The sequence below is a fragment of the Burkholderia latens genome (genome assembly GCF_001718795.1).
GTDB lineage: Bacteria > Pseudomonadota > Gammaproteobacteria > Burkholderiales > Burkholderiaceae > Burkholderia > Burkholderia latens_A.
Window position 1 is genome coordinate 216533 of record NZ_CP013437.1, and the last position, 24769, is coordinate 241301.

General features: G+C 67.5%; 29 protein-coding genes. 8 read left to right on the plus strand and 21 right to left on the minus strand.

Going from position 1 to position 24769, the window contains the following annotated elements; all coding sequences use genetic code 11:
- Positions 1-20: 20 nt before the first annotated feature.
- The 4 genes from WK25_RS16585 to WK25_RS16600 form a co-directional block, all read right to left on the minus strand.
- Complete coding sequence (locus tag WK25_RS16585; RefSeq protein ID WP_069242441.1) at positions 21-332, minus strand: hypothetical protein; 312 nt, start codon at positions 330-332, stop codon at positions 21-23.
- Positions 333-383: 51 nt separating this feature from the next.
- The gene (locus WK25_RS16590) at positions 384-695 is read right to left on the minus strand and encodes a hypothetical protein (RefSeq protein ID WP_069242137.1); all 312 of its coding nucleotides are present in this window, start codon (positions 693-695) and stop codon (positions 384-386) included.
- Complete coding sequence (locus tag WK25_RS16595) at positions 692-946, minus strand: hypothetical protein (protein ID WP_226209008.1); 255 nt, start codon at positions 944-946, stop codon at positions 692-694. Before WK25_RS16595 ends, WK25_RS16590 begins: the two co-directional genes overlap by 4 nt.
- 218 nt (positions 947-1164) lie before the next feature.
- Positions 1165-1470, minus strand: coding sequence for a hypothetical protein (locus WK25_RS16600; RefSeq protein WP_038570434.1), 306 nt, complete (start codon positions 1468-1470; stop codon positions 1165-1167).
- 156 nt (positions 1471-1626) lie between these two features.
- Here WK25_RS16600 and WK25_RS16605 point away from each other — a divergent pair, with 156 nt between their 5' ends.
- The 3 genes from WK25_RS16605 to WK25_RS16615 all read left to right on the plus strand — a co-directional run bounded on the left by WK25_RS16605 (position 1627) and on the right by WK25_RS16615 (position 2948).
- A complete protein-coding gene (locus tag WK25_RS16605; protein WP_038570436.1) occupies positions 1627-1875 on the plus strand; it encodes a hypothetical protein in 249 nt (82 codons plus the stop codon).
- 70 nt (positions 1876-1945) lie between these two features.
- Complete coding sequence (locus tag WK25_RS16610; protein WP_038570437.1) at positions 1946-2377, plus strand: CBS domain-containing protein; 432 nt, start codon at positions 1946-1948, stop codon at positions 2375-2377.
- Positions 2378-2465: 88 nt separating this feature from the next.
- Positions 2466-2948, plus strand: a complete 483-nt coding sequence (locus WK25_RS16615) for a PRC-barrel domain-containing protein (RefSeq protein WP_038570439.1) — start codon at positions 2466-2468, stop codon at positions 2946-2948.
- Positions 2949-3045: 97 nt separating this feature from the next.
- On the opposite strand, the gene WK25_RS16620 is transcribed toward WK25_RS16615, so the two are convergent.
- The 9 genes from WK25_RS16620 to WK25_RS16660 form a co-directional block, all read right to left on the minus strand.
- Positions 3046-4410, minus strand: a complete 1365-nt coding sequence (locus WK25_RS16620; RefSeq protein WP_069242138.1) for an FAD-dependent oxidoreductase — start codon at positions 4408-4410, stop codon at positions 3046-3048.
- A 56-nt stretch (positions 4411-4466) separates the two neighbouring features.
- The gene (locus WK25_RS16625; RefSeq protein ID WP_038570442.1) at positions 4467-5288 is read right to left on the minus strand and encodes an alpha/beta fold hydrolase; all 822 of its coding nucleotides are present in this window, start codon (positions 5286-5288) and stop codon (positions 4467-4469) included.
- Between the two features lie 32 nt (positions 5289-5320).
- A complete protein-coding gene (locus tag WK25_RS16630) occupies positions 5321-6328 on the minus strand; it encodes a zinc-binding alcohol dehydrogenase family protein (RefSeq protein WP_069242139.1) in 1008 nt (335 codons plus the stop codon).
- Between the two features lie 53 nt (positions 6329-6381).
- Entirely contained in the window at positions 6382-7101 is a 720-nt protein-coding gene (locus tag WK25_RS16635) for a hypothetical protein (RefSeq protein ID WP_069242140.1), read from the minus strand.
- Complete coding sequence (locus tag WK25_RS16640) at positions 7098-8144, minus strand: alcohol dehydrogenase (RefSeq protein ID WP_038570450.1); 1047 nt, start codon at positions 8142-8144, stop codon at positions 7098-7100. The genes WK25_RS16635 and WK25_RS16640 overlap by 4 nt, the downstream gene beginning before the upstream one ends.
- A 10-nt stretch (positions 8145-8154) precedes the next feature.
- The gene (locus WK25_RS16645; protein ID WP_059545915.1) at positions 8155-8874 is read right to left on the minus strand and encodes a hypothetical protein; all 720 of its coding nucleotides are present in this window, start codon (positions 8872-8874) and stop codon (positions 8155-8157) included.
- A gap of 98 nt (positions 8875-8972) precedes the next feature.
- Positions 8973-9827: an alpha/beta fold hydrolase gene (locus WK25_RS16650; protein WP_038570457.1), complete on the minus strand. Its 855-nt coding sequence runs from the start codon at positions 9825-9827 to the stop codon at positions 8973-8975.
- A gap of 105 nt (positions 9828-9932) precedes the next feature.
- Complete coding sequence (locus WK25_RS16655; protein WP_231748511.1) at positions 9933-10259, minus strand: response regulator transcription factor; 327 nt, start codon at positions 10257-10259, stop codon at positions 9933-9935.
- Between the two features lie 180 nt (positions 10260-10439).
- Positions 10440-10886, minus strand: coding sequence for a DUF3331 domain-containing protein (locus WK25_RS16660; protein ID WP_069242141.1), 447 nt, complete (start codon positions 10884-10886; stop codon positions 10440-10442).
- Between the two features lie 460 nt (positions 10887-11346).
- Here WK25_RS16660 and WK25_RS16665 point away from each other — a divergent pair, with 460 nt between their 5' ends.
- A complete protein-coding gene (locus tag WK25_RS16665) occupies positions 11347-12519 on the plus strand; it encodes a PAS domain-containing sensor histidine kinase (protein WP_226209005.1) in 1173 nt (390 codons plus the stop codon).
- Between the two features lie 18 nt (positions 12520-12537).
- Here the strand turns inward: WK25_RS16665 and WK25_RS16670 are convergent, their stop codons facing one another.
- A complete protein-coding gene (locus WK25_RS16670) occupies positions 12538-13173 on the minus strand; it encodes a response regulator transcription factor (protein ID WP_038572131.1) in 636 nt (211 codons plus the stop codon).
- A gap of 414 nt (positions 13174-13587) precedes the next feature.
- Entirely contained in the window at positions 13588-14547 is a 960-nt protein-coding gene (locus WK25_RS16675) for a GlxA family transcriptional regulator (protein WP_069242142.1), read from the minus strand.
- 307 nt (positions 14548-14854) lie between these two features.
- On the opposite strand from WK25_RS16675, the gene WK25_RS16680 reads away from it, so the two are divergent.
- Both WK25_RS16680 and WK25_RS16685 read left to right on the plus strand, forming a co-directional pair.
- Positions 14855-16150: an MFS transporter gene (locus tag WK25_RS16680; RefSeq protein WP_038570469.1), complete on the plus strand. Its 1296-nt coding sequence runs from the start codon at positions 14855-14857 to the stop codon at positions 16148-16150.
- 68 nt (positions 16151-16218) lie between these two features.
- A complete protein-coding gene (locus tag WK25_RS16685) occupies positions 16219-17001 on the plus strand; it encodes a substrate-binding domain-containing protein (RefSeq protein WP_059545921.1) in 783 nt (260 codons plus the stop codon).
- A 24-nt stretch (positions 17002-17025) separates the two neighbouring features.
- Here WK25_RS16685 and dctA read toward each other — a convergent pair whose 3' ends face one another.
- The 3 genes from dctA to WK25_RS16700 form a co-directional block, all read right to left on the minus strand.
- Entirely contained in the window at positions 17026-18306 is a 1281-nt protein-coding gene (gene dctA, locus WK25_RS16690) for a C4-dicarboxylate transporter DctA (RefSeq protein ID WP_069242444.1), read from the minus strand.
- Between the two features lie 142 nt (positions 18307-18448).
- Positions 18449-19372, minus strand: a complete 924-nt coding sequence (locus WK25_RS16695; RefSeq protein WP_038570478.1) for a LysR family transcriptional regulator — start codon at positions 19370-19372, stop codon at positions 18449-18451.
- 265 nt (positions 19373-19637) lie between these two features.
- Positions 19638-20117, minus strand: a complete 480-nt coding sequence (locus WK25_RS16700) for a response regulator (protein WP_069242143.1) — start codon at positions 20115-20117, stop codon at positions 19638-19640.
- Between the two features lie 237 nt (positions 20118-20354).
- On the opposite strand from WK25_RS16700, the gene WK25_RS16705 reads away from it, so the two are divergent.
- Both WK25_RS16705 and WK25_RS16710 read left to right on the plus strand, forming a co-directional pair.
- On the plus strand, positions 20355-21068 hold the full coding sequence (locus WK25_RS16705; protein WP_059545927.1) for a UdgX family uracil-DNA binding protein: 714 nt from the start codon (positions 20355-20357) through the stop codon (positions 21066-21068).
- On the plus strand, positions 21065-22378 hold the full coding sequence (locus WK25_RS16710; protein ID WP_069242144.1) for an NRAMP family divalent metal transporter: 1314 nt from the start codon (positions 21065-21067) through the stop codon (positions 22376-22378). Before WK25_RS16705 ends, WK25_RS16710 begins: the two co-directional genes overlap by 4 nt.
- Before the next feature lie 138 nt (positions 22379-22516).
- On the opposite strand, the gene WK25_RS16715 is transcribed toward WK25_RS16710, so the two are convergent.
- The 3 genes from WK25_RS16715 to WK25_RS16725 are packed head-to-tail and all read right to left on the minus strand — an operon-like array spanning position 22517 to position 24688.
- Positions 22517-23128 carry a DUF892 family protein gene (locus WK25_RS16715; RefSeq protein ID WP_038570488.1) on the minus strand — a complete coding sequence of 204 codons (612 nt, stop codon included), beginning with the start codon at positions 23126-23128 and terminating at the stop codon, positions 22517-22519.
- Between the two features lie 59 nt (positions 23129-23187).
- Positions 23188-23802, minus strand: coding sequence for a DUF4142 domain-containing protein (locus WK25_RS16720; protein ID WP_069242145.1), 615 nt, complete (start codon positions 23800-23802; stop codon positions 23188-23190).
- 28 nt (positions 23803-23830) lie between these two features.
- Entirely contained in the window at positions 23831-24688 is an 858-nt protein-coding gene (locus WK25_RS16725) for an SDR family oxidoreductase (RefSeq protein WP_038570495.1), read from the minus strand.
- Positions 24689-24769 lie beyond the last annotated feature (81 nt).

The window sequence follows — 24769 nt, forward strand, 5'->3', positions numbered from 1 at the left end:
GCCGCGGCCGCCGCCCGACGTCAGTACTGCATCGGCGGCGGCGTACCCGGCAGCGGCCGATCGCCCTGCGCGCCGTTCGGCCCCGGCGGCGGCACGTCGGGCTCCTCGCCGCCGGCCGCGCCGGCCGGCATCGTGCTGTGCGGCGACGGACGCGTGTCGTAGCGCGTGTTCGCGTCCGGCGTCGTCGAGGCCGGCGACGCGCCGCGGCCCTCCGGCGGCGCCGGCGGCGCGCCGCGCGTGCCGTAGGCGCCGTTCGGTTGCGTGCATGCGCCCAGCGCGCACGCGGCCGCGAACGCGCACGCTCCCGCGCGTATCGTGTGGATCGGTTTCATCGAACAATCCTCCGTGAATCCGGCGGCTTCGAGCCGGCCGTGGAGCACGGCTCAAAGCCGGTTGAAATGGAAATCGCCCGCATACGCGGTCGGCGTTCGGCGCGCCATCATCGTGTCGAACTCGGCGGCCACGCGCGTCAGTGCGCCGCGCTGTCGGCCGACATCGGCACGTTCGAGTGCGGCGAATGCATCGGCGTCGAACGTGACCGTCAGCGACGCGGGGTGTCCGTCGACGCGAAACCCGAAATGCAGCGCGCCGGCCGGCTGCTCCTCCGCGTGAAACGGCATCGCACGCGCTTCGAAGTGGCGGCCGAGCGTCTCCGCCACGTCGCGCAGCAGGCCGGGTTTTACGCTGATGCTCATCGCGACACCTCCTCCGGGAAGCGGGTGAACGCGACGGGCGGCACGCCCGTCGGCGGCACGTGGATCGGCGGCTCGCGCGTCGGCGGCTCGCGTTCGGGCGGCGGGTGCACGGGCGGGTCGCCCTCCGGATCGCGATACGGTTCCGGCGCGTCGGGCGGCAAGTCGTCCGGCACGGGCACGTCGGGGTCCGGGTCGCCGTCGGGTAGCGGCGGCTCGGGCCGGTGCAGCGCTTGAGTGAGGTCTCGCTTCATAGGCACTCGATCGTCGTTGCGGGGTCCTCGCGGGACCGGATATGCGGCGCGGCGTGCATCGGCCGCCCGCTGCTTCACGCGTCACGTCGAAGGTCCGCAAGGCATGTGCCGCGTCATACGTTCGCTCTGCGCGCTGCGACGGACGCGCGCGCATCCCGCGTCGCCGCACGCCGTGCATTCGCTACACCGCACGCTGCAATTCTTTCAAGTGCATCGCATCACGCTTCGTACGCCGCCATCACGAGCCACAGTTGGCGGCCGTCGTCCTGCACCGGTGCGGCCAGCGCGTATGGATCGGACGGCTCGCACGCGCGCTGGAGCGCGAACCGGGCCGGCTCGGTCGAGCCGAACGTCTCGTCGCCGAGCGGCCGTACGTCGGCCTTGCCTTCGAACATCCGGCGATCGGGCCGATAGATCAGCGGTTCCTGTTTCCATGCGCTGAAATGGCTCTTCACGGATTCGAAGCCGCCGCCGCAGACGTTGATCTCATAGCGCACGCCGGGTTGTCGTTTCGGAATGGTCATCGTGCCTCCCGCTTCATGTGGGTGGGCGGGCGGACTTGCCGCCGCGCCGCGTTGTGTACGTCGACTGCATAGCGGCAAATCGCGTGCCGCGCCGCTGTTGCGGGCACGCGCGTTGCGACGGTGAACGTGTCATCGTCACCGACACGGAGCCCCGCCATGAACGATTCGACCCGGTCCGGCCGCGACGCACCGGCGCAGCGCCCCGATCCCACGCCGCCGCTGAAGGACCAGGACCAGACGAAGACGCGCCATTCGGAGCGTCATATCGACAAGCAGCTCGAGGACACGTTTCCCGCGAGCGATCCGCCGGCAACGGGCGGCGTGACGCGCATCGAGCCCGACACGCCGCCGGGCACGCACGACGGCGGCCCGTGGGAAGACCCGGCCAAGCGCCGGGACGAATGACGGGCGGGAGCCGCCGGCACGCCGCTTGCGGGACCGGACGGCCCTGCACTCAATTCGCAAGGAGGACTACATGCACCGCGTCAACGAAATCATGTCGCAGGACGTCGTGCGCATCGCGCCGACAGATTCGATCCGTCATGCGGCGCAGCTGATGGAGCGTTACGACATCGGCGCGCTGCCGGTGTGCGACAACAACCGGCTGATCGGCATGGTCACGGACCGCGACATCGCGGTGCGCGCGATCTCGGCGGGCAAGCCGCCGGAAACGCGGGTTCACGAAGTCGCGTCGGGCCCGATCGAATGGTGTTTCGAGGACGATTCGCTGGAAGAGATCCAGCACTACATGGCCGACGCGCAATTGCGCCGGCTGCCCGTCGTCGATCACGACAAGCGCCTGGTCGGCATGCTGTCGCTCGCGGACATCGCGACGCGCACGGCCGGCCCCGCGCGCGACGACGTCGCGAACACGCTCGAGGGCGTGTCGCAACCGAAGCAGACGTGACGGGGCGATCCTCGCTCCGCCCGACAACCCGCGCGACCCACAGGGCCCCCCGGGCACGGTCGCGCCTCACGCAGCCAGGAGGACAACCATGCAGACTTCCGATCAAGGACAGACCCGCATCGTCGGCAAGGGCGCCGCGACCGCAGCCGGCCCGGGCCCCGACGTGATGGCCGCCGACACGCTGGAGGGCAACAAGGTCTACACGACCGATGGCGACGACGTCGGCAAGATCAAGGACATCATGCTCGACGTGCGTTCGGGCCGCGTCGCGTATGCCGTGCTGTCGAGCGGCGGCCTGCTCGGCATCGGCGACAAGCTGCTCGCGATTCCGTGGAGCGCGCTCACGCTCGATACCGAACGCAAGTGTTTCCTGTTGTCGGTGTCGTCCGAACGCATCCGCAATGCGCCGGGCTTCGACAAGGATCACTGGCCGGCGATGGCCGACCCGCAGTGGGCCACCCCGCTGCACGAGTACTACGGCAGCGCGCCGTACTGGAGCGCGAGCGACGAGCTCGGGCTGACCGATCCGACCGAGGACCTGAACGATCCGCGCACGCGCGGCCCGCACTGATCGTTCGACAGGCCGCTCACGATTTGCCGGTGTTGTCATAGCCGACGAGCCCCGCGACATGCGGGGCTTTTTTCTTCGCCCGGCCGGCGCGGCGGATTCAGCTCAACGTCGCAAACAGCAGGTTCAAGCCTTCCGACATGATCGGATGAGCGATGATCGCGTCGCGCACCGCCGTATACGGCAACCCGCCGAGCATCGCCATCTGCACTGCGGTGGTCACGTCGCCGGCGCCCGTGCCGAGCATCGTGAACCCCAGGATCGCGCCGGTGTGCGGGTGCACGAGCGCTTTCATGAAGCCCCTGGTGTTGCCGTCGGTGCGCGCACGCGGCACGGACGCCATCGGCAGTTTCGCGACCCGGACGTCGATGTTTCGCGCCTTCGCTTCCGCTTCGTTCAAGCCGATGCGGCCCAGCTCCGGGTCGATGAACAGCGCATAAGGGACGATGCGTGCGGCGGTGCTCGCCGGCCGGCGCTCGATACCGGCTTTCAGCACCCGGTAGTCGTCGAACGACGCGTGCGTAAACATCGGTGTGCCGGCGACTTCGCCGATCGCCCACGTACGCTCGGCAGTCGTCGCGAGCTGATCATCGACCTTGATGAATCCCCGCTCGTCCGTCTCGACGCCGGCAAGCTCCAGCCCGATGCCGGCCGTCTGCGGCGTGCGCCCGGTCGCGACGAGCAGATGCGAGCCGGCGACGACGCGGCCGTCGGCCAACGTCACCGTGACACGCTCGCCGCTTTTCCCGTGCACGCCGACGACGCGTGCGCCCAGTTCCAGCCGAATGCCGTCGTCGGTCAGCGCCTGCTGGATGACCGTGCTGACGTCGTCATCCTCGCGCATGGCTACGCGCGGCGCGTCGCTGACGAGCGTGACGGCGCTGCCGAGCCGCCGAAATGCCTGCGCCATCTCGAGCCCGATATAGCCGCCGCCGATGACGACGAGGTGCGCCGGCAGCGTCGTCAGGCGCAACGCGCCCACGTGGGTGAGCGGCTGCGCGTCCGCCAGGCCCGGCACCGGCGGGACCGACGCGACCGTGCCGGTGTTGACGTACACGTTCTCGCCTTCGTAGATCGTTTCGGCCCCATCGGCCGCGCGCACCGCGATGGTTCGCGGCGCGACGAACCGTCCGGTGCCGATTACCAGCTCGAGCCCCGATTGCGCGAATGCGCGTCGATTGACGTCGATCATGCCGTCCACGACCGACGCAACGTACGAAGAAACGGCCGCCATGTCCGGGCTCACGTCCTCCCGCCGTGCCGCTTCGCGCCACGCGTGCGTCGTGCGCGCGTTGTGAATCAGCGCCTTGCTCGGAATGCACGCGACGTTGATGCACGAGCCGCCGATCATGCCGCGCTCGATCACGGCCACGCGCTTGCCTTGCCGGGCCAGGTCCATCGCGAGCGATTTGCCGCCCTTGCCGCCGCCCAGAAACAGGTATTCAACCCGCTTGACCTCTGCCATGCTCTTCTCCAGGTTCCAGTCCAGTTCGAATTTCTTGAATCACGCGCATTCGTGGCTCAGGACTGCAGGAATGCGAGCAGGTCCGCATTGACGCGATCGGCATTGACGACGCACATGCCGTGCGACCCGCCTTCGTACACCTTCAGCGTCGCATGCTTGACGATCTGCGCAGACAGCCGCGCTGCATTGTCGATCGGCACGATCTGGTCGTCATCGCCATGCAGGATCAGCGTCGGCACGTCGATCTTCTTCAGATCCTCCGTATAGTCGACTTCCGAGAATTCGCGGATGCACAGGTACTGACCGTGAATGCCGCCCGTCATCCCCTGCGCCCAGAAGGCGTCGACGATGCCGGCGGACACTTTCGCGTGCGGCCGGTTGAAACCGAAGAACGGCACCGCGAGATCCTTGTAGAACTGCGAACGGTTCGCGGCCACGCCGCTGCGGATCGAGTCGAACACGTCCAGCGGCAAGCCGCCCGGATACGCGTCCGTTTTCAGCATGATCGGCGGCACGGCTCCTATCAGCACGGCCTTCGCGACCCGCGCGGTCCCGTGACGGCCCATGTAGCGCGCGACTTCGCCGCCGCCCGTCGAATGACCGACCAGCGTCGCGTCGCGCACGTCGAGCGCATCCAGCAGCGCCGCCAGATCGTCGGCATACGTATCCATGTCGTTGCCGGCGAACGGTTGGCCCGAGCGGCCATGACCGCGCCGGTCATGCGCGATCACGCGGTAGCCGTGCTGTACGAGGAACAGCATCTGCGCGTCCCATGCGTCGGCATTCAACGGCCAGCCGTGCGAGAACACGACGGGGCGGCCGGCGCCCCAGTCCTTGTAGAAGATCCGCGTGCCGTCTTTCGTGGTGATGGTGGTCATGGTGGTGTCGTCGTTGTCGTATCGGAGTGTGCTCAGAAACCTTCCAGCACGATCTTGCCCTTCGCGCGCCCCGCTTCGAGCAATGCGTGCGCGCGCCGCAAATTGGCCGCATCGATCTTGCCGAGGTGTTCGCCGACGGTGCTCTTGAGCACGCCGTCGTCAATCAGTGCCGCCACGCGTGCAAGGAGTGCGTGCTGACGATCCATGTCCGGCGTGCGGAACATCGAGCGCGTGAACATGAACTCCCAATGCAGCGAAATGGATTTACGCTTCAGCGGCATCGCATCGAGCGTGTCGGGATCGTCGATCAGTGCGAGCTGGCCCTGCGGCTTGAGGATGTCGATGATCTGCGCGTAGTACGTGTCGGTATGCGTAAGGCTGATCACATGGTTCACCTGCTCGATGCCGAGCGACTGAAGTTGCGGCCGCAACGGTTTTCCGTGATCGATCACGTGGTGCGCGCCGAGTTCGGCCACCCATGCGTGCGTGGCCGGCCGCGACGCCGTGCCGATTACGGTCAGCGCGGTCAGCTTGCGCGCAAGTTGCACCAGGATGGACCCAACGCCGCCGCCCGCGCCGATCACGAGCAGGCTCTGCCCCGCGCCGCCGCGCTCGGCGACGTTCAACCGGTCGAACAACAGTTCCCAGGCGGTGATCGCCGTCAACGGCAGGGCCGCGGCGCCGGCAGCGCCGAGCGTCGTCGGCCGGCGGCTCGCGATGCGCTCGTCGACAAGACCGTATTCGGCGTAGCTGCCCGGGCGCGTGATGTCTCCGGCATACCATACCTTGTCGCCCGGCTCGAACAGTTCGACGTCGCTGCCGACCGCTTCTACCGTTCCGGCGGCATCCCAGCCGAGAATGCGCGGGCCGCCCGGTTCGACGCCGAGCCGCAGTTTCGAGTCGACCGGATTGACCGAGATCGCGTCGATCTTCACCAGCAGATCGCGCGGGCCCGGCGTCGGCACCGGCACGTCGGTTGCATACATCGCATCGGGATCGTCGATCGGCAAACCGGCCTTGGCGTAAACAATGGCTTTCATCAATGGCTCCTTGAAATGGCGAACGAGGGTTTCGTGCGCGACGCGGCTCGCACTCAACCGAGCGCGATGTCGTGCAGGTCGATCGAGACGACGAGCGGCTCGGATAGTGCGTGTCCGTCAGGCGCTCGCGGGTAGATGCGCCGCTTTGTCGGAAAACGGATGCCGGACACGGTCGTGTAGTCGCTGACGTAATGCGCGCCCGGGGTGTTGCCCGCGATTTCGACGTCGTAGTCGAGACGCCGGATCAGCCCGTCGGATCCGACGTAGATCGCCTGCTCGCGGCTGAACACTTCGAGACCGTCCGGATAGTGGACGCGGATCCTGCGCCACGTTTCGCCCTGCTCGGTCCAGGTGCCGTCCTCGTCGCAGGTCACGCCGTCCCACGCGAGCACGAACGGTGCGTTCAGATACGTCCACATCGCGCATCCGGCGAAGAACGCAAGCTGAAGCGCGTCCCAGCCGGTTTCCAGCGTATGCCCGTCGAACGATCGTCGCGGCTCGTCGCGCTGCGCGAGCACACGCCCCGACGCATCGAACAGCGCGATGCGTTCGCCGGTGAATTCGCTGCGTGCGGCCAGTGCGCCGAGCGGCGCATGCGACGCCCATTGGCGGTCCGTCGCGACCGTGACGGTCGTGTCGTCCAGCACGCCCGCGTGCCCCTTGAGGCCCCAGAGCGCGCCGCCCTGAACCAGGCGGGCTCGCACCTGCCGAAACTTGCGCCATTGTTCGAGTCCGCCGTGGGCGTCGATGACGGATTGAGCGATTGCGTTCATGCGGCAACTCCCGTGGACGCGGAATTCATTGTCAGTACCGCGCGGAACCGCACATCCGCACGCATCATGCGGTCGTACGCGGCCTGCGCGTGCTCCAGCGGAAACGTCTCGATCATCGGTCGCACGTTTTGCAGCCGAGCGAACGCGAGCGTCTCCTCGTTATCGGTCACCGTTCCGGTCAGCGCGCCGACGACGGAGCGGCCGCCGAACACGAGGTCGACCGCGTTCACCGCGATCGGCTCGCCGGGCACGGCGACGACGACCAGCTTGCCGCGCGCGGACAGCCCCGCCACGGTCTCGGCCATCCCCGAGCCGGTCGGCGCCGTGCCGAGCACGACCTTCGCACCGCCCATTGCACGCAGTGCGGCGGCGACGTCCTCGGCCCGCGCATCGATATAGCGATGCGCACCGAGTTGCGCGGCGAGCGCAGCCTTGTCGGCGCCGCGCGCGATCGCGACGGTGTGGAAACCCATCCGGTTCGCAAACTGCACGGCAAGATGGCCGAGGCCGCCCAGGCCGTGGATCGCGACCACGTCACCCGGCCGCGCGCCCGCATTGCGCAGCGCGTTGAACGTCGTGAGGCCCGCACAGAGCAGCGGCGCCGCTTGCGCCGCGTCGAGATCGTCGGGCACGCGAACGAGGCCGCGCGCTTCGGCCAGCATGATCTCCGCGTAACCGCCGTCGGTCGTCATCCCGGTGATCACGGGGTTTTCGCAATTCACGGCGTCGCCGTGCCGGCACGCCGAACAGGTACGGTCCTCGCCGGCAAGAAAGCCGACGCCGACGCGCTGGCCGATCTGCCAGCCTTCGACGCCGTCGCCAAGCGCCTCGACGCGCCCGACGACCTCGTGACCCGGCACGCGCGGCGGCGCACCGGCCGGCGCCGGGCGTTCGACGGTAGCGCTGTCGGAATGGCAGACACCGCATGCTTCGACGCGGATGCGCACCTGCCCGTATGCGGGCTCCGGAATCGGCCGCTCGACCAGTTCCAGCTGGCCGGGTGCCTTGACTACCGCCGCGCGGTAGGTCGCTGTATGAGTCATGTTTTCCTCGTCACTCGAAACGGAAGTCGGACAGATCGACGCCGACGATCAGCGGCGCCGGGAGCGCCACGTTCTCCGCGGTCCGCGGATAAATGCGGAAACGCGTCGGCATGCGAATGCCCTGGACGTCGACGTAATCGCCGATATATCGGGCCGCCGCATTGCGGCCCTGGATGTCGACCTCATAGTCGTGCCGGCGCAGCAGTCCGTCGGCATCGAAGTAGAACGTCTGCACCGCGCTATGCGTTGCGATCTGCGGCGCAAATTCGACGCGCAGCCGGCGCCATCGCAGTCCGTCGACGATCCACGGCGCGATTTCCCGGCTCGTTACGCCGTCGTGCCGCAGCAGGAACGGCGACGTCAGGTACGTCCACATCGTGTAGCCGGCAAAGTAGGCCAGCTGTGCGTTGGACCACGGCGTTTCCATTTCGTAGCCGTCGAACGATGCGCGAGGCGCGTGGAGCGTATCGACCACGCTGCCGTCGGCACGACGGATCTCGACATGCGACGGCGTATAAACCGAGTGGTCGGTCGTCGGTGCGAACGGCACATGGGATACGCGCTGCTCATGCAACCGCACCGTCACACGTGAATCGGTCAGCACGCCGTCCCGCTTCTTCAGCTGCCAGATCGCGCCGGTGTGATGCAACTGCGCGGATACGCTGCTGAAACGCATGAATTGGTCCATGCCGCCTGCCGCGCGAATCGCCAGGTCAACCAGATCTTCCATTTGTAATCCTGATCAATCGGACAGTATCTTCTTCGTCCTTTCATTGTGCGTGGCTACCGGCGGCGCGCCGCCGTGCTCCGTCTTTTTCGCGTGCGTGCTCAGCCGGCGCGCGTGCCGACGAACGCCGCGATATGTTTCGCGCAAGCCACCGGATACTCGAGCTGCGGCCCGTGTCCGGTGCGCGGCAGCGTCACGACATGCAGCGTCGGCAGCTGGCCGCTGAGTGCGTACCAGTTCTCGACCGGAAACACGATGTCGTGATCGCCGCCGACATGGAGAACCGGAATCGGCGTCGACCTGAGCGCATCGAGCACGGCGTCGACCGGGAAGGCCGGATTCCGCGGACCGTCTCCAACCTGCTGCCCCGCCCATTCGACCGGCACGGCCGGGCTCGGATCGAGCGTGCGTTGCGCGATCCGGGCAGCGGATTGCTCGGCGGCCGCACGGCTCGCGGGCGACGACGGCTCGAAAAACAGCGTGACGAAGTCCTCGAAGTCGTTTTCGCGCTTCGCCATCGTGTAGAACAGCTGCTCGCCTGGCTTGACCAGCGGCCCAGGTGGCGTGGTCGCGATCAGCACGGCATGCGTGACCAGCTGCGGCGCCGTCGCAACCACGATCTGAGCGGCCATGCCGCCGACCGACCATCCGCCGATGACGGCTTTGCCGAGCTTCAACGCGACGATCAGGTCGATCGCGTCCTTTGCGAGCGATGCGGGATGGTACGTGCGCTCACCGGTGGACTGCCCGAGCCCGCTATAGTCGAAAATCGTGACCTGGAATCCTTGTTCGACGAGACTGTCGAGGAACAACGGATCCCACGTGTCCATGGTTCCGCGAAAGCGCACGCACAGCACGAGCGGCGTTCCGGCGCCGAACGTCCGATATGCGAGGCGCCGCCCGTCGACGTCGACGAATTGCGTTTTCGCGCCAAGGCTGGAATTGTCGTCAGCCATCACTTCTCCTGTCGTTTGAAACGAAACCTTGTCGTGAACACGCGCGATCGCGATGACGGGCGCTCGCGCGAAGTCGTGCTGCCGACATGCTTTTGTGCCAATCCTTCAGCATCGCGCAAGCGCCCGCATCAGCCACTGAACGAGCTCGCGCGGATCGAACGGCTTCTCCAGCACGCACATTGCGCCGAGCCGTCGCGCTTCGAGCAGACGTCGCGCGCTCGGATGCGCGGTCACGAAGATGACGGGCACATCGCAACGCCCCGCCCGCAAACACGCAAGCAATTCGATGCCCGACATGCGCTGCATCTGGATGTCGCACACGATGCAATGCAGCGGTCCGCTTCTTCCCTGTTCGAGAAACGCTTCGGCCGACGCATACAGCCTCACGCGAACGCCCATCGAACGCACGAGCGATTCCAGCGACTGTCTCATCGCCATTTCATCGTCGATGATGCAAACCGTCTTGTCGTGCACTGAGTGTCTCGCGTGACGCCGCGCCTGCCGGCGGAGCCGGCAACGCAACCGGATTTCGGACAGCGTATCGGCCATCCCGGGCCGCGACAATCATGCCGAGGTATGGTGCCGCCCATACCGGCCGCGTCCGTTCGCACTTCACGCGTCGTCGGCATCGCGTGACCTGGCGGGCGCGACGGCCGCCGCATGGATCATCCGGTCCCAGTTGCACGGAACGGTGCGGCCGCGGCCGCGCGGCCGATAGACGCGATCGCCGCGATTGATCGGCGCGCCCGTCAACACGCAGCGCGACGCCGTCCGCGCGGTCACGCAGTGCCATATCTGTTCGCCGAAATGCCCGAACAGCGGATCGCTCCAGCGTACGCTGACCGACGTCGCGGACAGAATCTCGACGATCCTGATCCGCGCGGCTACGGGCGCCGCAGCGTCGCCCGCCCCATCGCCGCGTATGCCGCGCGCACGCCGCCGGCGCCTGCCGGCCGCGCCCGACAAGCCGTCGCGTGCGCCCGGCATTCTCGATGGATCGAGCAAGCGAAGCAGCGCGCCTTCGAACAGATCGTCATTTGCAAACGTTGGCTGTGTCATATCTACCGTTCCCCTCGCATCGAACGCGCATCTGTGGCGAATACGATCGGCGGATCCTGCCGCCGGAGCCGCGAACCTTGCTGCCTCGCGTAGCGTTGCGCCGCATGCTTGATTCACGTTGAAGCGCAGTCTAGTGGAACGAATTTCGGCCCTCCATCAGCCTGTGGTCGATGCGCGCTCATACCAAGGTGTGCACCGCTGCACCTGCCCGGCAACGATTGATCGCACCAGGCGATTCACGCCAAGCAACAGTCGACCATCTGCCTTATAGTTGCAGCTGCATCGAACGCGCTCCCAACGCGGGCGTCCATCGTCCCGGTGCGTCAGATGCTTCACTTACGTCATCCGGTTTCGCGCATCGCGCGAAATCCAGCGCGAGCACTTCGTCCCCATGCCCACGTCCGCACTCGTCACGCTCGCCCCGCTCCCCGGCGCCCATTCCGCGGAAAGCGAGCTTTTCATGTCGGCGCCGATCCCGATCCTGATCGAGGACTGGTCGCGCGTCTATCGGGCGGTGAACGAGCTGCGCAGCGGCGGCATCGTCGATATCGACCGCTATTTCGACGAGCATCCGCAGGCCGTCGCGAACCTTCGCGCATTGCACGCGTTCGTCGCCGCCAACGACGCGGTCGTGAGCCTCTTCGAAGCGGACTCGAAAGAGCATTTCCTGCAGCATGCGCAGATACTGTTGCCGGCGGACCGGCTCAGCAACAGCGCGGTACTGCGCGCGATCTTCGAGAACCGCCCGTCCTGCCAGGGTGAACGCACGCTGGTCACGTTCAAGGGCCGCCGCGTGCCGATCGTGTGGCGCTGCTCGCTGCCCAGGCACGAGGACGGTTACCGGCGGCTGCATTTCTATGCGTTCGACGTGACCGAGCAGAAGGAAAACGACGACAGGCTCAACGCATTGCGCGCCGAGGCGGCGCGTGCGGCGCGCGTTTCGCTGTTCGGCGAGATGTCGGCGTCGATCCTGCATGAAGTCAGCCAGCCGCTGTCGGCGGCCGGTTCGGCGGCGGAAGCCGCGTTGCGCTGGCTCGTACGCGACGAGCCCGACATCGCCGAAGCCTCGGCCGCGATCGCACAGGCGGCGCGCTGGGCGCGCGACGCGACGGAGATATGCCGCAAGATCCGCGGCTTCGTGGGCAAGGCGCCGGTCAAATGCGTCGACTTCGCGGCCGCCGACGCGGTGCACGCCGCGTTGTTCCTGGTCGCACCCGAAGCGGCTGCGCGAGACGTTCGCGTCGACAGCGCGATCGATCCGGACGCGCACGTCTTCGCCGATCCGCTGCAAGTCCAGCAAGTACTCGCGAACCTGCTGATGAACGGCATCCAGGCGATCGAAAGCGGCCCGTCGCGCGAGCGAACGCTGACGGTATCGGTCACGCAGGATGGATCCGATGTCGTGTTCGACGTGCGCGACACCGGGCCCGGCATCGAGCAGCACTCGATCGATCAGCTTTTCCAGCCGTTTTTCACGAGCAAGCCCGACGGCATGGGGATGGGCCTCACGATCGCCCGGTCGATCGTCGATGCGCACAACGGACGAATCTGGGCGCGCGGCGAACCGGGCGCCGGCTGTTGCTTTTCGTTCGCCCTTCCCGCGCATCGGCCGGCAGCGAACGTCACCGCATGACGGCCGAGCCGCGCGGCGTCATGTCGACAGCGGCACGCCGATTGCCTCGGACTTGCGCACGAGATCGGCGAGCGACGACGCGTTCATCTTGCGCATCACCGATGCGCGATGCTGCTTGATCGTAATCACGCTCAAGCCGAGGTGCGACGCGATCTGCTTGTTCAGCGCGCCGCTGACGACGTAAGCCAGCACTTCGCGTTCACGGCGGGTCAGCAGCTCGAACAATTGCTGCAGTTCGTGGCGCGTGTCGTTGCGCATGCGCCGTGCCGCATCGAGCGACAGCGCGAGATTCACCGCGTCGATCAGCTCCTGATCGGTGAAGGGCTTGACCAGAAAATCGACCGCACCGCCTTTCAGCGCCTTGCGACAGACTTCGACGTCTGCGAACCCGGTGATGACGACGATCGGAATCGGCGGCCGGTCCTGCGCCTGCTGAAACATCAGCCCGCTCTCGCCGCGCAGGCGCACGTCGAGCAGCAGGCAGCTCGTGACGTTCTCCGACCGGGCCGCACGCAACTCCGCGGTACTCGCGAACGTCACCACACGCAAGCCCATCGATCGCAACAGCGTATCGAGCGATGCGCGCATGGCCGGATCGTCGTCGACGACGTACACCACCGCTGCCGAATCGTCTTTCGTCGCTGCATCTGACATATCCTGCGCCCCAAACATCCATTCAGTTTCCGCTCATCGTCGCGAACCGCCTGTCGCGCGACACGACGGCGACGGCATTCGGCTTCCCGTCGGACTGCGGGCGGCACGCAGGGGCCGCGGGTCGGCCCATGACCCTATGCATGCCTGCGCTGCCGGCAAACGGCACGCGCAGCGCGTACGCGCGACTCACGCGGACGATGCCGCGCGGACGCGCTGTATGAGGCGATGTCGTGAAAACGTCGACTGCCGCGCGCGCGACCCGTTGCCGACGAGTCCTCGTCGGTCCGGCATGCCGGACCCGGCGCCCCCCGACAGAGAACATTCTATTGACGATGGCCGTGCGCGGAGGGACGCAGTTCCCTCGTTTCGGGCCATGATGCTGCAGTGCGCAATGCGGTGGCGGCTGCGGGCCGCCTAGTCGGTGCCGGCCGGTTCCGCCTTGCGCTGGCGGCGCAACGCCTGCGGCGGCTCGCCGAACGCGCGCACGAACGAACGCCTCATCCGCTCGGGATCGGCGTAACCCGTTTCGCGCGCGATCGTGTCGATGGTCCACGACGAACTCGTCACGAAATCCCGCGCCGTTTCAAGCCTGATGCGCTCGACCGCCTTTGCGGGCGTCAAGCCGGTTTCATCCTTGAATCGGCGCGTAAACTGACGCTTGCTCATCCTGGCCACGTCGGCCAGCTTGTCGACGGTCAGGTCGGTGCCGAGATTCGCCCGGATATGCGTGATGACGTCGTGGATCCGATTCGTACGCGCCGGATGCTCGATCAGCACGGAGGACTGCGGCTGCAATCCCGAACGTCTCCAGCGCTCGAGCACCAGATCCTTCGCTACCTGGTGCGCGATGTCCGGGCCGAGGTCCTCCTCGAGCATCGCGAGCGCCATGTCGATGGCCGTACTCATCCCTGCCGAGCTCCAGACGTTGCCGTCGCGAACGAAGATGCAGTCGCGCTCCACCGTGACGGCCGGGTAGCCGTTCTGGAACCGGTCGAGAAACGCCCAATGTGTCGTTGCACGGCGCCCGTCCAGCAGCCCCGTATCGGCCAGCAGAAACGCACCGAGGCAAATCGACGCCAGCCGCTCGACCTTGCCGGACAGCTCCAGCAGCAGTTCGCGCATGCTGTCCGTGACCCGCGGCGGGGGCGTCGACAGCGACGCGCCGACGAACACCGTATGCAGATCCGACAGCCGCGCCGGCTCGGTCGACGCGGAAATGCCGAACGATGCCGCGACCGGCCCGCCATCTTCGGAGATCACGCTGACTTCATACAGCGAACGGCCCGCACGCAAATTGGCGATGTCGAACACGGACAATGCGAGCAGACTCATCACCTGAAACTGCGGGACGAGAACGAGCCCAATGCGACGCATACTGACCTCACGCGAATCGGCCTCGCCAACGCGTACGGGCGAGGCCGGGACAGACGAAAGAAGCCGGGCATGCGGCGGCGGAAGGCGGCATGCCGGCAGGCACGCTCGCGATGCTACAGGATTTTCGCGACTGACAAGAATGGCGCACGCGTGCGGCCACGAACGGAACGCCCGCGCCCGATTGATAACCAATCAACATCAATCGATCCAAAATTCGCACTTATCGTTTCCGCGTCGCCGCGCGAACATTGCCGAAACGACAAACAACGGCTCCCCGCGCATTTCACGATTTCCTGGAGACACCCTGATGCACCCCTCGCCCAGCCTTCCGACCGGACGTTCGAAGGCCGCCGCGGTATTCCGCGTGACGGCCGGCAACTTCCTCGAGCAGTTCGACTTCTTCCTGTTCGGCTTCTACGCCACGCAGATCTCGGCCGTGTTCTTCCCTGCCGCGAGCGAATTCGCGTCGCTGATGATGACGTTCGCCGTGTTCGGCGCCGGCTTCCTGATGCGCCCGCTCGGCGCGATCGTGCTGGGCGCGTATATCGACGACGTCGGCCGCCGAAAGGGCCTGATCGTCACGCTGGGCATCATGGCGAGCGGCACGATCCTGATCGCGTTCGTCCCCGGCTACGCGACGATCGGCCTGCTCGCGCCCGTGCTCGTGCTGGTCGGCCGCTTGCTGCAAGGCTTCTCGGCCGGCGCGGAGCTCGGCGGCGTGTCGGTTTATCTGGCAGAAATGGCCACGCCCGGCCGCAAGGGCTTCTTCACGAGCTGGCAGTCGGCGAGCCAGCAGGTCGCGATCGTCGTCGCGGCAGGCCTCGGCTTCGCGCTCAATCAATGGCTGAGCGCATCGTCCATCGCCGCGTGGGGCTGGCGCGTGCCGTTCTTCGTCGGCTGCATGATCGTGCCGTTCATCTTCATGCTGCGCCGCAATCTCCAGGAGACGCAGGAATTCCAGGCCCGCCGGCATCGCCCGAGCATGAAGGAAGTGTTCGGCACGCTCGCACGGAACTGGGGCGTCGTGATCGCCGGCATGATGCTGGTCGCGATGACGACCACGAGTTTCTACCTGATCACGGTCTACGCGCCGACCTTCGGCAAGACCGTGCTGCATCTGAGCACCGCCGACAGCCTGCTGGCGACGCTGTGCGTCGGCGTGTCGAATTTCGTGTGGCTGCCGATCGGCGGTGCGCTGTCCGACCGGATCGGCCGCCGGCCGCTGCTCGTCGGGATGACGCTGCTCGCGATCGCGACCGCGTATCCGGCGCTGTCGCTGCTCGCGCATGCACCGTCGTTCGTGAACATGCTGCTCGTGCTGCTGTGGCTGTCGTTCATGTACGGGATCTACAACGGCGCGATGGTCGTCGCGCTGACGGAAGTGATGCCGGTGGAAGTGCGCGTCGCGGGTTTCTCGCTCGCATACAGCCTCGCCACCGCGGTGTTCGGCGGCTTCACGCCGGCGATCTCGACCGCGCTGATCCACATGACCGGCGACAAGGCCGCGCCCGGGTACTGGATGAGCATCGCCGCGGTATGCGCGCTGCTCGCGACATTCGCGCTCTATCGCCGCCATCCGGCGACGCTGACGCCCGCGCACTGACGCGTTTCGACCGTCGGCCATCCCGAATCCGCACGACCCCGAATTCGAACACGAACACGATTACGACCATGAAAAAAATGCTGCTGAAACTGTGTGCGACCGCACTCGTCGCCACCGCCGCCGTCGCCGCGAACGTCCACGCCGCCGAGCTGCACGTGATGAGCTCGGGCGGTTTCACCGCCGCATACAAGCTGCTCGGCCCGCGCTTCGCCGCGCAGTCGGGCAACACGCTCGACACCGCGCTCGGCCCGTCGATGGGCAAGTCGCCTGAAGCGATCCCGAACCGGCTCGCGCGCGGCGAGCCGGCCGATGCGGTGATCATGGTCGGCTACGCGCTCGACGAGCTGATCAAACAGGGCAAGGTGATCCCGGGCTCGCGCGTGGAGCTGGCCGATTCGCGGATCGGCATGGTCGTGCGCGAAGGCGCGGCGAAACCCGACATCAGCACGGCCGAAGGCCTGAAGCAGGTGCTGCTGCACGCGAAGTCGATCGCATACTCGGACAGCGCGAGCGGCGTCTACATCGAGCGCGAGCTGTTCAAGAAACTCGGAATCGAGGATCAGGTGAAGTCCAAGGCGAAAATGATTCCGCGAATTCCGGTCGCGTCGGTGGTCGCGAACGGCGACTACGAGATCGGCTTCCAGCAGGTCAGCGAACTGCTGCCGGTGAAAGGCGCGACCTACGTCGGCAAGATTCCGGAAGCGCTGCAGTCGGTCACGCGCTTCGCGGCCGGCATCCCCGTCGGCGCGACGCATCCGGCCGAAGCGAAGGCGCTGCTCGACTATCTCGCATCGCCGGACGTGCAGCCCGACGTGAAATCGACCGGGCTGGATTCCGTCGCCGCGCATTGAACACGCGCGACGGCAACGCGGGCGTCAGACCGCGTTGCCGTCGCGTCCGGCGCCGGCGGCGTCCGTGCCCGCATGGTCGGCTTCGTTCGGGCATGCGGGCGCGAGCCCGCTCAACATCCGCACGAGCCGCGCTCGATCGCACGCGCCCTCCCACACCGACACGAAGATCACCGCGCACGCATTGCTGATCACGCTCGTCAGCGCGCGCGCCTCGGACATGAAGCGGTCGATGCCGATCAGCAGCGCGACGCCGGCCACCGGCAGGTCCGGCATCACCGCGAGCGTCGCGACGAGCGCGACGAGCCCGCTGCCGGACACGCCGGCGGCGCCCTTCGACGTGAGCAGCATCACCGCGAGCAGCGCCGCGATCTGCGGCGCGGACAGCGGCACGTCGCATGCCTGCGCGATGAACATCGCTGCGAGCGTCAGATAGATCGCGGTGCCGTCCAGATTGAACGAATAGCCGGCCGGCAGCACGAGGCCGACGATGCCCTTGTCGCAACCGAGCGCTTCGAGTTTCACGATCAGGCGCGGCAGCACCGGCTCCGTGGACGACGTCGCAAGCACGATCAGCAATTCCTCGCGAATGAAGCGCAACAACCGCCACAGCGCGAACCCGTGCACGCGCGCGAGCGGCGCCAGCACCAGCGCGACGAACAGCGCGCACGCCGCATAGAACGACGCGATCAGCTGCGCGAGCGAGCCGACCGAGCCGATGCCGAAGCGGCCGACGGTGAAGGCCATCGCGCCGAACGCGCCGAGCGGCGCGAGCCGCATGACCATCGCCAGCACGCGAAACACGATCTGCGCGACGCCGTCGATCAGCGCGAGCACAGGCCGGCCGGCCCGCGGATGCGCATTCAGCGCAAACCCGAACAGCAGCGACAACAGCAGCACGGGCAGCACCTCGCCTTTCTGGAACGCACCGAGCATCGTGTCCGGAATCACGTTCAGCGCGAACGCGACGAATCCGTGCGGCTGCGTATCGCGCACATACTGCGCGAGCAGGCTCGCATCGAGACGGTGCACGTCGACGTGCATGCCGGCGCCGGGCCGCAGCACGAATGCGGCGACGAGCCCGAATGCGAGCGCGGCGGCGGTCAGCAGGTAGAACAGCACCAGCGCGCGGACGATCGTGCGGCCGATCGCTTTGCCGTTCGCCAGCGACGTGATGCCGGAAACGATCGTGCAGAACACGATCGGCGCGATCATCATCCGCACCAGCCCGACGAACGCATCGCTGAGCGGCTTGAGCATCGCGCCCGCCGACGGCCAGAAATGGCCGACGCTCACGCCGAAGGCCATCGCGATCAGCACCTGTACGTAGAGCGAACGCAGCGGTCTTGCGAGTATCACGATGCGGCCGTCTCCGCTGTTGCGGTGGGCGTCCGGAGCGTCCGGAGCGTTCGGAGCGTTCGGAGCGTCATCGTCGTGTTCGTCGCGTGTTTCATTCCGCTGCGGCGCCGGTGGGTGCGGCGCCGCGCTTCGCGTCGACGATGGCCTGGTGAAACGCTTCCGCGGCGGGCGTCAGCGCGCGCCCGCGCCGCTTCACGATGCCGACGCGGCGCTTCACCACCGGCTCGACGAGCGGCACGCTCGTCAGCAGCGGATGATCGCGCCCGGGCATCGCCATCGACGGCACCGCGGCGACGCCAAGGCCCGCCTCGACGAGCCCGAGCATCGTCGTCACGTGGCGCGTCTCGCACACACTCGGTGTGGGCGGCGCAACGGCGGTCAGCGCCTGGTCGAGCAGCAGCCGGTTGCCGGACGTCTTGTCGACCGACACGTACTCGTACGCGTAAAGCTCGTCCCAGGTCACGCGCTTCTTGCGCGCGAGCGGATGATCGCGCCGGCACGCGGCGACGAAACGCTCCTGCAGCAGCAGCTTGAAATCGATCTCCGGTTCCTGGCTGCCCATGAAGCTCACGCCGAAATCGGCCTCGCCGCTGATCACCGCGCTCAACACCTCGTTCGCGCTCGCGTCGAGCAGCTTCACGCGGATGCGCGGAAAGCGGCGGTGATAGCTGGCGATCACGTTCGGCAGGAAGTAGTACGCCACCGACGGCACGCACGCGATCGTCACATGCCCGAGCCGGCTCGACGACACGTCGCGGATGCCGAGCAGCGCGACGTCGAGATCGTCGAGCAACTGTTCGGCGCTCGGCGCGAACACCCGGCCGACGGTGGTCAGCGTGACGCTGCGCGTGGTGCGCTCGAACAGGCGCACGCCGAGCGCCTCCTCCAGCTTGTCGATCCGGCGACTCAACGCGGGCTGCGAGATGCTGATCGACTCGGCAGCCTTGCGGAAGCTGCCGAGCTCCACCACCGCGCGAAACGCCTGCAAGTCGGTCAAATCGAAGTTGATTCCCACAGCGCCGGTCTCCGGTCTTTCAGATGCCCGGTATTGTGCACGATTCGCCGCGCGCCACCCAGCCGTGAAGTTACCGGCTCCGGCGCAGCCGCACGCGATGCCGCAAACGCGCCGATTACGACCTCGAACGCGCGCCGCACCTGTCGGCGGTCGGGACACGATGCGCGACAGCCGGGAAAGCGCCGCGGGGCCGCGCATCACGATCCGCGGCCGCCGCCGTGCACGGCCGACGCCGTGGCCGACCGACGGGCCGCGCGGCACCGTTTTACAAGCTGCGTGTAATGCCCGTGCGGCCTGCGTCGTCGCTGCCGCACGCCAGTTCCAGGTAGCGCAGCAGCCGGTGCGGCGTCAGCGGCTTCGCACAATGCGCGTCGAAGCCCGCTTCCCGCGCACGCTCGCGGTCCCGCTGCGATGCGAACGCGCTGCACGCGATCAGCAGCATGTCGCCGGTGCGCGGATCGCCGCGCAGCCGCGCAGCGAGCTGCAAGCCGTCGAGGCCAGGCATCGCGATGTCCAGCACGATCGCGAACGGCTGCCACGCACGCGCGAGATCGCAGACGACGAACGGGTCGTCCGTGACGCGGCATTCGAAACCCCGCGCCTGGAGCAGCAGCTGCAGCGCATCGGCCGCATCGCGATAGTCGTCGACAACGAGCACGCGGCGCGGCCGGAGCGGCACGCTATCCGGCGCGCGCCACAGCAACACGTCGTCGGCGGCCGGATCGTCGCCGGGGTGGGTGTGCATCGCGTTTCTCCTGCGGAAATGGATGCGGCCCCGACGCAAACTCCGCGCCCATATTGACTGCGTCCGGCATGCCGGTTGCTGCATGCGATCGATATCGCCGACACGGGAGCCGTAGATGCGCGCATTGCCGATGTTCCGGCCCTCCGGGGCCGTCGATCCGTCTGCCGCCCGCACGCGGGTGTGTGAGGCCACGCGTGACGCGGCGTGCCGACCACACGCATGCGGGGGAGGTGCCGCATGACGCGCGCGACGCACGCACCGCCTTCATCGCCGTCGCGGCCGTCGGCGCCATCAGCGCCCGCCAAACGCGCAAAGCCCGCCACGGGCGCGGCCCGGACCGCCGACGACGACGCGCCCGCCACGCTCGACGCATGCCGCCGCTGTTCGCTGTGGGAGCACGCGACGCAGCCGGTGCCCGGCGCAGGGCCGGCCGATGCGCGGATCATGCTCGTCGGCGAGCAGCCGGGCGACCAGGAAGACCGCACGGGTGTCCCGTTCGTCGGCGCAGCGGGCCGGATGCTCGATCGCGCGCTCGACGAAGCCGGGATCGAGCGCACGCAGGTCTACCTGACCAACGCGGTCAAGCATTTCAAATGGGAGCCGCGCGGCAAGCGGCGGCTGCACAAGACGCCCGCGCAGCGTGAAGTCGCCGCGTGCCGCTACTGGCTCCAGCGCGAACTCGATACGCTCGCGCCGCGCGTGATCGTCGCGCTCGGCGCGACCGCGCTGCGTGCGGTGCTCCAGGACAACGACGCGACGCTCGAGCGCACGCGCAAGCCGGTGCGCGCACCGGGCGGCAGTCTCGTCGTCGCGACGTATCATCCGTCGTACGTGCTGCGCACCCGCGGCGCGGATTCGCGCGAGCACGCGTACCGGACGCTCGTCGACGCGCTGCGCACCGCGTCGCGCCTCGCGCGCGGCCCCGCCGGCGAGCACGGTGACGCCGAATGAGCGATCTGCGCAACGACGATGCAGCGCGCGGCGCCGCTGCCGCGGCAGCCGAACCCGCCGACAAACCGTGGTACCGGCGGCTCGGCCCGGGCCTGCTGGCGGGCGCATCCGACGCCGACCCGAGCAACGTCGCCGTCTATGCGCAGGCCGGCAGCCAGTTCGGTTTCCACATGCTGTGGATGATCGTCGTCACGCTGCCGATGATGGTCGTCGTGCAGCTTGCGTCCGCATTCGTCGCCCGCAGCAATCGCAAGGGTCTCGTCGCAGGCATCCGCGAACACTTCTCCGACGGACTCGCGAAGACGCTCGTGGTGATGGTCGTGATCGTCAACGTCGTGAACGTCGGCGCGGATCTCGCCGCGATGGGCGACGCGACCACACTCGTCGCCGGCGGACGCAGCTACTGGTATGCGCCTATCTACGGCATCGCATCGCTCGCGCTGCAGGTACTGATGTCGTACGAGCGCTACGCGCGCTGGCTCAAGTGGATGACGCTCGGTCTGCTCGCGTACGTGATCGAGCTCGCATTCGTGCACGTCGACTGGGGCAGCCTGCTGCACGCGATCGTGCTGCCGCACGTCGCATTCACGCACGACTATGCGACGACGGCGGTCGCGGTGCTCGGCACGACGCTGAGCCCGTACCTGTTCGTGTGGCAAGCCGCGCTCGAGGTCGAGGAAACGCAGGCCGAGCGCCGCAACGGCGACGCCGCATGCGCGCCAGCCGCGCGGCGCGACACCGAACGGCGCATCACGATCGACACGTGGACCGGAATGATCGTGACCAACGCGGTGTCGTTCTGCATCATGGTGATCGGCGCGGCCGTGTTCTTCACGCACGGCAAGCACGACATCGGTTCGACCGCGCAGGCTGCGGAAGCGCTGCGGCCGATCGCAGGCGAAGCGGCGTTTCTCGTGTTCGCGTTCGGCATCGTCGGCTGCGGGCTGCTCGCCATTCCCGCGTTCGCCGGCAGCGCCGCGTACGGCTGCGCCGAAGCGTGGCGGTTTCGCGAAGGGCTGAACGAGCCGGTACGGCGCGCGCCGAGGTTCTATGCCGTGCTCGCGCTGTGCGTGCTCGTCGGCATCGCGATCTGCTTCAGCCCGGTCAATCCGATCAAGGCGCTGTACTGGAGCGCGGTGCTCAACGGCATTGCCGCGGTGCCGATGCTCGTGCTGGTGATGCTGCTGTCGCAGCGCCGCGATGCGGAGGGCCGGCCGGGCACCGGTGTCGTGTCGAAGTGCTTCGGATGGCTCGCTGTCGTGCTGATGGCGGCGTCGGTGGTCGTGATGGCGGTCGACGTGCTCACGTGACGCGGAAGGTTCGCAATGCGGTGACTGGTTGTGACCGCAACCACATCCGCTACCCGAAAGACGAAAAGAAAAAAGCCGGGCCCCCGCACAAGCGGCAAGGCCCGGCCGAACGGATGTGCCCGGATGTGCCGCTACCCGTTACATCATCTTGCCGCGCGACTTTTCGGCGCGCGCCGCATCGGCGGCCGACTCGACCTTCTTCACTTCCTCCGGCGGCGGCAGCACGGCCTTGAAGCCCATCGACTCGATCCACATCTCGCGCGCCCAGCCGCGGGTGTGATACAGGTGGTGGTCCTCGTCGGCCTCGACTTCATCGTGCGCGGCCTTCAGCACCTTCGCCGCATTGCTGTCCGGCAGCTGCTCCGCCGCATAGCCGATCAGTTCCCAGTTCAGGTGGTCCTTGGTCTCGGCGAGCACCACGCATTCAGCCGCGACGACCTGCGCGACTGCCGGGTCGGCCTGCTTCTTCGCCTGCTCGATCACCTGGACCAGCGACTGGCCGGTCGCCGCCACCGCCGCGCGCCCCGGCGATTGCGTATCCGGATCGAGGCCGAGCGTTTCGAATACCTTGCGCAGCACTTCCTGGTGATGCATCGTCTCGCGGTGGTACTTTTCCCATTCCTTGTGCAGGTCCTCGTCGGTCGCGCACTGGAGCGCGGCCTCGTAGATTTTCGCGCCGCCAAGCTCGGTCTCGTATGCCTGGCAGAGCAGTTCGAGGATGCCTTCGTGCTTCGATTGCCGTTGGGCCATGACTGCTTCTCCGAAAAAGCGGGCCGCACGTGCGGCCCTGGGGTTGAACCGGGCGCGCGTTATTGCGAGCCCATCTTGCGTGCGAGCGCCTCTGCCATGCTCAGGTGATGCTTGAGCGTCGGCAGCGTGGATTTCGCGAACGCGCGAAGCTGCGCGTCGCGGCCGTCGCGCGCCTCGCTCTCGAACAGCGCGACCGCCTTCTTGTGCGCATCGGGGCCGGCCGCCGCCAGATACGCGGTGTCGAAGTCGCGCCCGCTCTTGCCGCGCAGCGCTTCGACGTCGGGATCCGAAATCTGTTCGACCTGCGGCTTCATGCCCTTGCGCGCGGCGATCTCGTTGAGCTTCGCGTTCGCCTTGCCGTGATCCGCGACCATCCGTTTCGCGAATGCCCGCACGTCGGCCGACTGCGCCTGCTTCAGCGCGAGCTGGCTCGCCTGTACTTCCGCCTTGCCCGACATCGCGGCCTTGTCGACGAACTCCGCGTCGGCGCCCTGCGGCGCCTTCGCGATGCCGGAATCGCCCGCGGCGCCGGCGCCCGACGACGGGTTGATCGTGCCGCCCGGCACGTGCGAATTCGAGGCGGGCGGCTCGCTCGGCATCTGTGCGTGCGCGAGCCCCGACACGGCCAGCACACCGGCGGCCAGCGCCGCGATCGTCCAGTTGGGTTGTTTCATGCGCTTTCTCCTTGCGTGGGGGTAGCCGTCAACCGCCGACGATCGAACCGCCGTTCGGGTGCAAAGTCTGTCCGGTCATGTAGCTCGCCCCTTCGGACGCGAGCAGCACGTAGCAGTCGATCAGCTCGTCCGGCTGACCGGGGCGCTTGAGCGGCACGTTCGAGCCGAACTTCGCGACTTGCTCGGGCGTGAACGTCGACGGGATCAGCGGCGTCCAGATCGGGCCCGGCGCGACGGCGTTCACGCGTATGTCGCGCTCGGCCAGTTCGATCGACAGCGACCGCGTGAACGCGACGATCGCGCCTTTGGTCGCCGAGTAATCGGGCAGCTTCGGGTTGCCGTGGTACGCAGTGACCGACGCGGTATTGACGATGCGGCCGCCCTGCTTCATGTGCGCGAGCGCAGCCTGCGTACAGAAGAACATCCCGAATATGTTCGTACGGAACGTGCGCTCGAGCTGCTCCTCGCTGACGTCCTCGATACCGGGCTGCGGATGCTGTTCGCCCGCGTTGTTCACCAGCACGTCGAGCCGGCCGAGCCGCTCGACCGTACGTGCGACCGCGTCGCGCGCCTGCTGCCGGTCGCCGACGTCGCACGCGATCGCCTCGCAGCGCCGGCCAGCCTGCTCGATCAGCCGCTTCGTATGTGCGGCGTCGTCCGATTCGTTCAGATAGACGATCGCGACGTCCGCACCTTCCTTCGCGAAGCCGATCGCCACCGCGCGGCCGATCCCGCTGTCGCCGCCCGTCACGAGCGCGACCTTGCCGGCGAGCTTGCCGCTGCCGACGTAATCGGCCGCTTCGTCGCGCGGCTTCGGGTTCATGTCCCGCTCGGTGCCCGGCTGCCGGGTCTGCTGCTGGGGCGGCGGGGTGTTTGCCGTAGTCATGGTTTCCTCCTTGGACGGGTGCCGAGAGCGCAGCGCAAGCCGCGTGCCACACGGCGCGGCACTCGCCGGCCAGCGCACGCG

Bases quoted from the DNA above. Each gene is read 5' to 3' on its own strand.
- WK25_RS16585 (WP_069242441.1), bottom strand. From the start codon at position 332: ATGAAACCGATCCACACGATACGCGCGGGAGCGTGCGCGTTCGCGGCC.
- WK25_RS16590 (WP_069242137.1), bottom strand. From the start codon at position 695: ATGAGCATCAGCGTAAAACCCGGCCTGCTGCGCGACGTGGCGGAGACG.
- WK25_RS16595 (WP_226209008.1), bottom strand. From the start codon at position 946: ATGAAGCGAGACCTCACTCAAGCGCTGCACCGGCCCGAGCCGCCGCTA.
- WK25_RS16600 (WP_038570434.1), bottom strand. From the start codon at position 1,470: ATGACCATTCCGAAACGACAACCCGGCGTGCGCTATGAGATCAACGTC.
- WK25_RS16605 (WP_038570436.1), top strand. From the start codon at position 1,627: ATGAACGATTCGACCCGGTCCGGCCGCGACGCACCGGCGCAGCGCCCC.
- WK25_RS16610 (WP_038570437.1), top strand. From the start codon at position 1,946: ATGCACCGCGTCAACGAAATCATGTCGCAGGACGTCGTGCGCATCGCG.
- WK25_RS16615 (WP_038570439.1), top strand. From the start codon at position 2,466: ATGCAGACTTCCGATCAAGGACAGACCCGCATCGTCGGCAAGGGCGCC.
- WK25_RS16620 (WP_069242138.1), bottom strand. From the start codon at position 4,410: ATGGCAGAGGTCAAGCGGGTTGAATACCTGTTTCTGGGCGGCGGCAAG.
- WK25_RS16625 (WP_038570442.1), bottom strand. From the start codon at position 5,288: ATGACCACCATCACCACGAAAGACGGCACGCGGATCTTCTACAAGGAC.
- WK25_RS16630 (WP_069242139.1), bottom strand. From the start codon at position 6,328: ATGAAAGCCATTGTTTACGCCAAGGCCGGTTTGCCGATCGACGATCCC.
- WK25_RS16635 (WP_069242140.1), bottom strand. From the start codon at position 7,101: ATGAACGCAATCGCTCAATCCGTCATCGACGCCCACGGCGGACTCGAA.
- WK25_RS16640 (WP_038570450.1), bottom strand. From the start codon at position 8,144: ATGACTCATACAGCGACCTACCGCGCGGCGGTAGTCAAGGCACCCGGC.
- WK25_RS16645 (WP_059545915.1), bottom strand. From the start codon at position 8,874: ATGGAAGATCTGGTTGACCTGGCGATTCGCGCGGCAGGCGGCATGGAC.
- WK25_RS16650 (WP_038570457.1), bottom strand. From the start codon at position 9,827: ATGGCTGACGACAATTCCAGCCTTGGCGCGAAAACGCAATTCGTCGAC.
- WK25_RS16655 (WP_231748511.1), bottom strand. From the start codon at position 10,259: ATGAGACAGTCGCTGGAATCGCTCGTGCGTTCGATGGGCGTTCGCGTG.
- WK25_RS16660 (WP_069242141.1), bottom strand. From the start codon at position 10,886: ATGACACAGCCAACGTTTGCAAATGACGATCTGTTCGAAGGCGCGCTG.
- WK25_RS16665 (WP_226209005.1), top strand. From the start codon at position 11,347: ATGTCGGCGCCGATCCCGATCCTGATCGAGGACTGGTCGCGCGTCTAT.
- WK25_RS16670 (WP_038572131.1), bottom strand. From the start codon at position 13,173: ATGTCAGATGCAGCGACGAAAGACGATTCGGCAGCGGTGGTGTACGTC.
- WK25_RS16675 (WP_069242142.1), bottom strand. From the start codon at position 14,547: ATGCGTCGCATTGGGCTCGTTCTCGTCCCGCAGTTTCAGGTGATGAGT.
- WK25_RS16680 (WP_038570469.1), top strand. From the start codon at position 14,855: ATGCACCCCTCGCCCAGCCTTCCGACCGGACGTTCGAAGGCCGCCGCG.
- WK25_RS16685 (WP_059545921.1), top strand. From the start codon at position 16,219: ATGAAAAAAATGCTGCTGAAACTGTGTGCGACCGCACTCGTCGCCACC.
- dctA (WP_069242444.1), bottom strand. From the start codon at position 18,306: ATGGCCTTCGGCGTGAGCGTCGGCCATTTCTGGCCGTCGGCGGGCGCG.
- WK25_RS16700 (WP_069242143.1), bottom strand. From the start codon at position 20,117: ATGCACACCCACCCCGGCGACGATCCGGCCGCCGACGACGTGTTGCTG.
- WK25_RS16705 (WP_059545927.1), top strand. From the start codon at position 20,355: ATGACGCGCGCGACGCACGCACCGCCTTCATCGCCGTCGCGGCCGTCG.
- WK25_RS16710 (WP_069242144.1), top strand. From the start codon at position 21,065: ATGAGCGATCTGCGCAACGACGATGCAGCGCGCGGCGCCGCTGCCGCG.
- WK25_RS16715 (WP_038570488.1), bottom strand. From the start codon at position 23,128: ATGGCCCAACGGCAATCGAAGCACGAAGGCATCCTCGAACTGCTCTGC.
- WK25_RS16720 (WP_069242145.1), bottom strand. From the start codon at position 23,802: ATGAAACAACCCAACTGGACGATCGCGGCGCTGGCCGCCGGTGTGCTG.
- WK25_RS16725 (WP_038570495.1), bottom strand. From the start codon at position 24,688: ATGACTACGGCAAACACCCCGCCGCCCCAGCAGCAGACCCGGCAGCCG.